Source organism: Sphingorhabdus sp., from assembly GCF_044357595.1.
Taxonomy (GTDB): Bacteria; Pseudomonadota; Alphaproteobacteria; order Sphingomonadales; family Sphingomonadaceae; genus Sphingorhabdus_B.
In genome coordinates this window covers 1-8,097 of the sequence record NZ_JBIKPH010000114.1, presented here as the reverse complement: position 1 = coordinate 8,097, position 8,097 = coordinate 1, and the positions used below count along the sequence as shown (strand labels likewise).

8 protein-coding genes and 1 pseudogene are annotated in these 8,097 nt (G+C 57.2%); all 9 read right to left on the bottom strand.

Translation table 11 applies throughout. The features are described from left to right. Positions 1–285 (bottom strand): annotated as a pseudogene (locus tag ACIQ2T_RS10495) (threonine synthase); the annotation flags it as partial. A gap of 41 nt (positions 286–326) precedes the next feature. Beyond that, positions 327–1,910 carry a GMC family oxidoreductase gene (locus tag ACIQ2T_RS10490; RefSeq protein WP_397590760.1) on the bottom strand — a complete coding sequence of 528 codons (1,584 nt, stop codon included), beginning with the start codon at positions 1,908–1,910 and terminating at the stop codon, positions 327–329. Positions 1,911–1,978: 68 nt separating this feature from the next. Then, the gene (locus ACIQ2T_RS10485; RefSeq protein WP_315470802.1) at positions 1,979–2,875 is read right to left on the bottom strand and encodes a sterol desaturase family protein; all 897 of its coding nucleotides are present in this window, start codon (positions 2,873–2,875) and stop codon (positions 1,979–1,981) included. Between the two features lie 9 nt (positions 2,876–2,884). Further along, on the bottom strand, positions 2,885–3,286 hold the full coding sequence (locus tag ACIQ2T_RS10480; protein ID WP_300037586.1) for a hypothetical protein: 402 nt from the start codon (positions 3,284–3,286) through the stop codon (positions 2,885–2,887). Further along, the gene (locus ACIQ2T_RS10475) at positions 3,283–3,714 is read right to left on the bottom strand and encodes a TIGR01244 family sulfur transferase (protein WP_397590759.1); all 432 of its coding nucleotides are present in this window, start codon (positions 3,712–3,714) and stop codon (positions 3,283–3,285) included. Before ACIQ2T_RS10475 ends, ACIQ2T_RS10480 begins: the two co-directional genes overlap by 4 nt. Before the next feature lie 110 nt (positions 3,715–3,824). Then, entirely contained in the window at positions 3,825–5,591 is a 1,767-nt protein-coding gene (recQ, locus tag ACIQ2T_RS10470; RefSeq protein WP_397590758.1) for a DNA helicase RecQ, read from the bottom strand. An 82-nt stretch (positions 5,592–5,673) separates the two neighbouring features. Continuing rightward, on the bottom strand, positions 5,674–7,485 hold the full coding sequence (locus ACIQ2T_RS10465) for an ABCB family ABC transporter ATP-binding protein/permease (RefSeq protein WP_397590757.1): 1,812 nt from the start codon (positions 7,483–7,485) through the stop codon (positions 5,674–5,676). A 41-nt stretch (positions 7,486–7,526) separates the two neighbouring features. Further along, on the bottom strand, positions 7,527–7,751 hold the full coding sequence (locus ACIQ2T_RS10460; protein ID WP_397590756.1) for a hypothetical protein: 225 nt from the start codon (positions 7,749–7,751) through the stop codon (positions 7,527–7,529). A gap of 54 nt (positions 7,752–7,805) precedes the next feature. Further along, positions 7,806–8,097: AI-2E family transporter (locus ACIQ2T_RS10455; protein WP_397590755.1), on the bottom strand; the 292-nt coding region annotated here is incomplete at its 5' end.

Genomic DNA, 8,097 nt, shown 5'->3' with positions numbered 1-8,097 from the left:
TGGGGCAACGGCTTGATGGGCGAAGGAGCCATAAGCTGTGGCGCACAGGCCCTTGAGCTCTGCCTCGTCCAATACACCTGCGGTAAACGGCGCCATGACACGCGCGGCAAGATCGACATAAGACAGGCCGCGCATTGCGGTGATTTCTTCTGTTGAAAATTGCGGCCAATGCCTGGGCACATACAGGCCCCCGTCGCTTGCCAAACCCGTCAGGGTGACGCCTGCAAAATCGAGCGCGTACGCGTTGCCGCGGGTGCTGATATATTCTGTTCTATTTATCGCCATAAGGGGCACGCGGTTAACCGCAGTGCCGCGTTTACGCAAGATTATTGCAAGTCAGCCCGGACAAATTCAGCACATCTTTCGCCGATCATCATGCTGGGCGCATTGGTGTTTCCAGAAACAAGGCGCGGCATGATGCTGGCGTCGGCGACATATAGGCCGTCAATACCCCGATATTTCAGGCGCGAGTCAACGACGTCGCTATCATTTGGCCCCATGCGACATGTGCCCACTGGGTGGTAGACGGTGTCGGCGCGGCTGCGGATTAGGTCGTCCAATGCTGCGTCGTCATTGATATCCACGGGATGCCGGTTTTTGCCGTTATAGGCCGCAAGCGCGGGCGCTTCGAATATGCGGTGCATAGCGCGCACGCCGCTGCGCAAAGTCGCCATGTCACGGTTATCGCTTAGGAACGCAGGGTCAATCAGCGGAGCGACGCTGGCGTCTGCAGACGACAGACGGACCGTGCCGCGGCTTTCAGGGCGCAGCACACATGCGTGGCAGCTAAAGCCATGGCCCTTCACCTTCGACCGGCCATGATCTTCCAGCACCGCAGGCACAAAATGATATTGGATGTCGGGCGCGGGCAAGCTTGCATCCGATCGCCAGAACCCGCCCGCTTCGGCAAAGCAGGTGGTCATTACGCCGGTGCGCTTAAACCTATGTTCGATGATCGCCTTGACCATCTTGCCCGTGCCAGCCAATGAATCGCCGAAGAAATCGGCCTTCGATTGGGTTTCAAAGCTCGAAACATAGTCGATATGGTCTTGCAGGTCGGCGCCAATAGCGGCCTTGTCATGAACGACGTCGACCCCGACGCTGCGCAAATGTTCGGCTGGCCCCATGCCGGACAGCATCAAGATTTGTGGTGAGCCAAATGCGCCCGCCGACAATATGACTGCGCCCCGCGCCTTGATGGTGCGGCGCTTGCGTCCCTGCCGAATGATAACACCAGTAGCGCGGCCATTTTCGACGATGATCTTTTCGGTCAAAGCGCCGGTGAGAACTTCCATGCGATCCCGCGCAGGCTCGACATATGCGCGCGCTGCGGTCCAGCGTTCGCCACCCTTTTGCGTGACTTGATACAGACCAAAGCCGTCCTGCGTTGCACCGTTGAAGTCCGCATTGATGGGCAATTGCAATTCTGCCGCCGCCTCAATGAAGGCAAGGCTGCCGGCTTGTGGCCAACGTTGATCAGAAACCGAAAGCGGCCCGCCCGAACCATGAAAGGCGTCAGAGCCGCGTTCATTATCTTCGCAGCGTTTGAAAAACGGCAGCACGTCGTCATAGGACCAGCCATCGCAACCCAAGGCGGCCCAATTGTCATAATCATATTTGTGGCCACGGATATACACCATCGCGTTGATCGCGCTTGACCCGCCAAGTCCCTTACCGCGCGGTTGATAGCCCGTGCGGCCATTCAGGCCCTTTTGTGGGACAGTGTCATATTTATAATTGGACGCATTGCGGATAAACGGCATGAAACCGGGCGTTTTGATCAACATGTTGTTGTTATTGCCGCCGGCCTCAATCAAGCAGACCTTATATTTGCCGCCTTCGGACAGTCGTCCGGCTGCGGCACTGCCTGCGGAACCGCCGCCGATAACAATGATGTCAAATTCGTCCATATCACCTGCTCCATCTGCGTAGCGCGGTTTAAGCGGGCGATTAACTACTGGCAAGGCAGTAAATAGCCTTAGTCAGCCTTGGCTTGCCGGCTTTGCAACCACTGTGCACGGATACTATCGGATGTGTCCCTGCTGCCATCGTGGCTCCAGCCCGGCGCGCGCCATATATATGAAAATTTATGCCGCCATGGCGCAGACTTCACATCCTGTGCGATGCCAATCCATTCGTGAAACACGCTCCACAACAGGTTGAACGTGCCCAATTGTTTTACAATCCCGTAGCGGATCTTTTCGCCCTCCACCTCTTCGGTGAATGTCCCGAAGATGCGGTCCCAGATGATGAAGGTTCCGGCATAATTCTGATCGAGATAGCGCGGGTTCGTCGCGTGGTGGACGCGGTGGTGGCTTGGGGTGTTCATGATATATTCGACCCAGCGCGGGAATTTGTAAATTGCCTCGGTGTGGATCCAGAACTGATAAATGAGATTGAACGCGCCGACGAACAACAGCATCGCGGGATGAAAACCCAGAAATGCCAAGGGTATGCGGAAGATAAAACCAAGTGCGATAAAGCCAGTCCATGTCTGGCGCAGCGCGGTCGATAGGTTGTAATGCTGGCTGCTATGGTGGTTCACATGGCTTGCCCAGAACCAACGCACGCGATGTCCCGACCGATGCGCCCAATAATAAGCGAGATCATCCAGAACAAAGCATAAGGGCCACGCCCACCAGACCCAGCCGATATCGAAAAAGCGTTGTTCGTATATCCACATAGCAAGGCTGAACACCAAGGCGCCGGATAGCGCGCCTGCAACGGTGCTGCCCGTACCCAATGCAAGTGACGTCAGCGTGTCACGGGGGTCGTATTTCTCTGGCGCACGTCGCCGCACCCAAAGCATTTCTGCCACGATGAGTATGATGAACGCAGGAACGGCGTAATCAATTGGGTTGAAGAGCTCCGGCATATGTGCGTCCTATATTTTTAAATGCCGCAAGCCAGCCGCCCAGTGCGACGCTTGCGAACCCAGATTGAGCGTGACCGATCCAAAGGTTTTTTCCCCTGTACCGACGGTGAGAAAATTCTGGTCCAGGCGGGAATCATTATGTCGGTCGAGCAGCCTTCCCGCCCATTGCACGCCATGGCGGCGGACCAGCAGATGCCTGCCGTCGGCATCGCGCAGGAGCGCGGCGATACCCGCTTTATCAATGGCTATTTCCACCGGATCGAACCCGCAGCAGGTTTCATTGGCAATCTCGCGGGCTTGCTCTTCGCTGCGGATGCGGACGTCACCACCGAGCCGCAGGAACCGCGCAAGCCACGCGATGAACAAGATCGCGGCAATGGACCCCGCCAGCTTGAGCAATTCTGCCGTCACGAAGCACGCCCGCGCAACATATCCATCATCGCGGTTACGGGGGCGAGGTCATAGCCGGCATCCGACGCTTTTTCCGCCAAGGTGGCGGGATGCGCTCCGCGGGATGCGCGGGCCAGCGCCCACAGGAAAGTGGAGCGCGTTCCTGAACGGCAATATGCCAGCACTTTGCCATCGCCCTTGTCCAGCGCGTCTGCCATCGCGGTCACTTGCCATTCTGCAAAGCCGGCATGTGTAACGGGAATGGCCACATATTCCAAGCCAGCGGCCGCAGCAGCTGCTGCGATTTCTGACCCGGAGGTCTGGTCGGCCGCTTCATCTTCAGGCCGGTTGTTGATGATCATCGAAAACCCTGCATCGGCGGCGTCGGCAACGTCCGACACGGTGATTTGCGGGGCCGCATAAAATGTATCAGTCACCATCCGGAACATCAGCAAATCCTGTTGTAAAGCCACCTAAAATCGGGCGATCTCTTGGCCCTAAATTAAACTGCAATCGATAACAAGACGGGAGAATAGTTTGATCGGAAAGGCCCTAAAATTCAGTATTGTGCGATCACAGACAGAAATTCCGCGCCATAGGCTTCCAACTTGCGCGCGCCAACGCCGCTGATCCGGCCCAAGGCGTGGATATCGGCTGGCCGCGTCAGTGCCATCTCGCGCAAGGTGGCGTCATGGAAGATAACATAAGGAGGGACGCCAACATTTTCCGCGAGCGCCCGTCTTTTGGCGCGCAAGGCCTCAAACAACGGATTGCCGATTGGATTGTCCGGACGGCCTGCGCTGCGTTTGGCGCTCGGTTTTACAATCGCAATCTGGATTTTTTGGTCACCGCGCATGATCGCGCGTGCATCGCCCGCCAACTTTAGACCGCCATGTTCATTTGCCACTAAGGCGCCGCGCGCCTGAAGTGCACGCGACAAAGGTTTCAGCATCGCGGCCTCTGCCCTGTCCACAATGCCGAAAACCGAAAGCTGGTCATGCCCGAATTGCGTTATCCGGTCGTCTCCATTGCCCATCAGGACTTTTTCCAAATGGCCCATGCCAAACATCTGCCCCGTCCGATATGCTGCCGACAATAATTTACGGGACAGCTCGGTCGCGTCGTGCACATCGGGTGCGTGCAGGCAATTGTCGCAATTGCCACAGCTTTCTGGCGGACTTTCCCCAAAATGCCGCAGAAGCACAGCGCGGCGGCATCCGGGTGTTTCGACCAGATGTGACAATGCAGCAACGCGCGCCAATTCCGCCTCGCGCCGTTCGGGTGGAAGCTCGTTCAACCGCGCGCGCGCGCGCGTGAAGTCACCTGCTGACCATAGCATATGCGCGACCGCGGGGTCGCCATCGCGTCCTGCACGGCCACTTTCCTGATAATAGGATTCGATGGACTTCGGCAGCCCAGCATGCACGACGAAGCGCACATCCGGCTTGTCGATTCCCATGCCGAAGGCCACCGTCGCGACCATGACCATGTCTTCGGACGACACAAATTCGGCCTGCGCACGGGCGCGTGTTTGCGGCTCCATGCCTGCATGATAAAAAAGCGCCCTTCGTCCTGTCTCTGCGATTTGCGCCGCAATCTTCTCGGTGCGGTCACGCGTTTGGGCGTAGACTATGCCTGCCCCTTGCAACCCCTTTACCAAGGATGCGACGCCGCTGTTTGGTGCGGCTTCGGCGACATAACGAATGTTGGGCCGGTCAAAACCCGCCACCATGACGCCATCGCTGGGTATGCCCAATTGTTCGGCGATGTCTTCGCGGGTGTGGGTGTCTGCGGTCGCCGTCAGTGCCAGCCTTGGCACGTCGGCAAAGTCGTCGAGCAACGGGCGCAACAAGCGATAATCGGGCCGGAAATCATGCCCCCATTCGGACACGCAATGCGCCTCGTCAATGGCGAATAGCGATATCTGTGTCTCACGTAACAGGCTGCGGAATTCCTGTCCCGATGCCCGCTCCGGCGCGACATATAAAAGGTCAAGTTCGCCCGCCCTGAACCGTGATATGGTTTCCGCGCGGTTATCGTCGGCCGATGTCAGTGTCGCCGCGCGAATACCGACAGCGTCGGCTGCGCGCATCTGGTCATGCATCAACGCAATCAGCGGCGATATCACGATACAAGTGCCGTCCATGATCACGGCGGGCAATTGATAGCATAAAGACTTGCCTGCGCCCGTCGGCATGATCGCAAGCGTCCGCTGCCCCGCAAGAACGCGAGTCACTACCTGCTCCTGCTGCCCGCGAAATCCGGGGAAGCCGAACAGGCGGTGCAATATATCGGCTGGCGTGGGGGAGGGAGCGACGGCGGCCATGCCGAAGCCCTAGCGCGACCGCACGGCCAATAACAGAGCCCACTTCGGCCTGGTCCAAGACGCTTGTGGATAGCGCGTAATTTTACGCGGCGGGAATGGCGCCTTCCTCGGCCTCGCTTTGCTGGCGTGCCCACATGTCAGCGTAGAGACCATTTTTGCGGAGCAACTGCACATGCGTGCCTTTCTCGGCCACGCGGCCCGCCTCAAGCACGATGATTTGGTCAGCGTTGACCACGGTCGAAAGCCGGTGCGCGATGATGATGGTCGTGCGGCGTTCCGAAATACGCTCAAGAGTCGCTTGAATTTCCGACTCCGTCCGGCTGTCCAAGGCGCTGGTCGCTTCGTCCAATATCAAAAGCGGCGGATTTTTAAGCAAAGTGCGGGCAATCGCCACACGCTGCTTTTCGCCACCGGACAGTTTCAATCCGCGTTCGCCCACTTTGGCGGCATATTGATCCGGTAAGGATTCGATAAAGCCATGGATCGATGCACCACGCGCCGCTTCTTCGATTTCAGCCTGATTTGCGCCTTCGCGGCCATAGCCGATATTGTAGCCAATGCTGTCGTTGAACAACACGGTATCCTGGGGCACTATGCCTATGGAACTGCGCAGGCTGGACTGCGTGACATCGCGCAAATCTTGGTCGTCGATCGTAACCCGGCCGCCGGTGACGTCGTAAAAACGGTACAGCAACCGCGCGATGGTCGACTTGCCGGCGCCAGAAGGACCAACCACCGCAAGCGTGTGGCCGGGTTTTATCTCGAAACTGACGCCATTGAGGATCTGTCGTTCCGCGTCATAGCCGAAATACACTTCATCAAACACGATAGCCCCGCCACTGACCGCCAGCGCAGGCGCATTTGGTTTGTCCATTATCTCCGCAGGGGTATCGATGAGTGCGAACATCGCGGCCATATCGGTGAGGCCTTGGCGAATGGTGCGATACACCATGCCCAACATGTCCAATGGCCGGAATAGCTGCGCCAGCAAGGTGTTGACCGTGACGACGTCGCCCGTCGTAAACTGGCCCCGCGACCAGCCCCACACGACATAGCCCATGGCCCCCGCCATCATGAGGTTGGTGATGAGCGATTGACCAATGTTCAGAGCGGCGAGCGAGTTTTCCGATTTGACGGCGGCATTTGCGTAATGGTGGACGACTTCGGCATAGCGGCGGGTCTCACGCTTCTCGGCGTTGAAATATTTGACCGTTTCGTAGTTCAATAGGCTGTCCACCGACTTGGCGACGGTCTGGGTATCCAACTCGTTCATTTCCTCACGCAATTTGTTGCGCCAGTTGGTGATCACGGTGGTGTAGGCGATATAGCTGACAACCATGATCAGCGTTGCGACAACCATGCCCCAACCAAAAGAAATCTTGAAATACACCGAGACCAAAAACAGCTCAAGCAATGTGGGCGCGATGTTGAAGAGCAGAAAATAGAGCATGATATCGATGCTCTTCGTTCCGCGCTCAATGACTTTGGTCACTGCGCCTGTCCGCCGGTTCATGTGGAACCGCATCGACAGATTGTGCAAATGGCTAAATACATTCTCGGCCAGACGCCGCGTGGATTCTTGCCCGACGCGTTCAAATACCACGTTGCGCAAATTGTCGAACAACACGCCGCCAAAACGCGCGCCAGCATAAGCCGCGACCAATGCGATGGCGATCGCCACGCTGTCTTCCATGCCCGGAACCATCCGGTCAATAGTCCGACCGTACACCCACGCCATGCTGAGTTGGATGAGTTTCGAGATAACCACCAGCAGCAAGGCAAAGACGATGCGCACGCGCAAGCCAGTCTCATCCTTCGGCCATAAATAGGGCAGAAAGCGCCGCATGACTGCGAAATCGGGCTTGGCGTCAGAAGTGGGAGCTAATGGAGGCACAGGCGCCCTATAATTAGATTAAAGCAAAGCACAAAGGCCCATCATGTCTTGCCAGACAGCAGCCACCATGTCGCAACACCATTGATGGCCGTATACGCGGCGTATAAAAGTGAAATCGTCAATGACCCTTCGTTCGCGAGCCACAGTGCGCCGATGAGCAACGCCAGTTCAATGGCATAGCTGCCAAAAGGACTGAAATGCGCACTAAAACAGCGCTTGGTGTCTTCCACAAAGGGGTGCCCCGATTCCGCGACCGCCCTGTGCATAAAAAAATTGGCAATCCCCATCAAAAAGCAGACCGTCAGCAGCATTTTTTGGGTTCACGGCCCTTCGCGGATGCCACGCGCTTCATTACGCGCAGATTGCCGCTCCAGCGTGACTTTGATCATCGCAATGATGGGGTCGGCAAGCGCCAATCCTAATATCCCGAAAAGCGCGCCAAACAGAATCTGCGCGCCTAAGACCAGGGCTGGTGCTAAATCGACCGCGCGCTTGGCCACCATTGGGACGATTAAATACCCGTCGACCATCTGGACGACAAAATAGACGAAAACGGCATACAGCCCGACATCTGCTCCGGCGGAGAATCCAACCAATATGATCAGCGCACCC

Coding starts and splice junctions, on each gene's coding strand:
- recQ (WP_397590758.1), bottom strand. CDS start 5,591: ATGGCCGCCGTCGCTCCCTCCCCCACGCCAGCCGATATATTGCACCGC.
- ACIQ2T_RS10460 (WP_397590756.1), bottom strand. CDS start 7,751: ATGCACAGGGCGGTCGCGGAATCGGGGCACCCCTTTGTGGAAGACACC.
- ACIQ2T_RS10485 (WP_315470802.1), bottom strand. CDS start 2,875: ATGCCGGAGCTCTTCAACCCAATTGATTACGCCGTTCCTGCGTTCATC.
- ACIQ2T_RS10490 (WP_397590760.1), bottom strand. CDS start 1,910: ATGGACGAATTTGACATCATTGTTATCGGCGGCGGTTCCGCAGGCAGT.
- ACIQ2T_RS10475 (WP_397590759.1), bottom strand. CDS start 3,714: ATGTTCCGGATGGTGACTGATACATTTTATGCGGCCCCGCAAATCACC.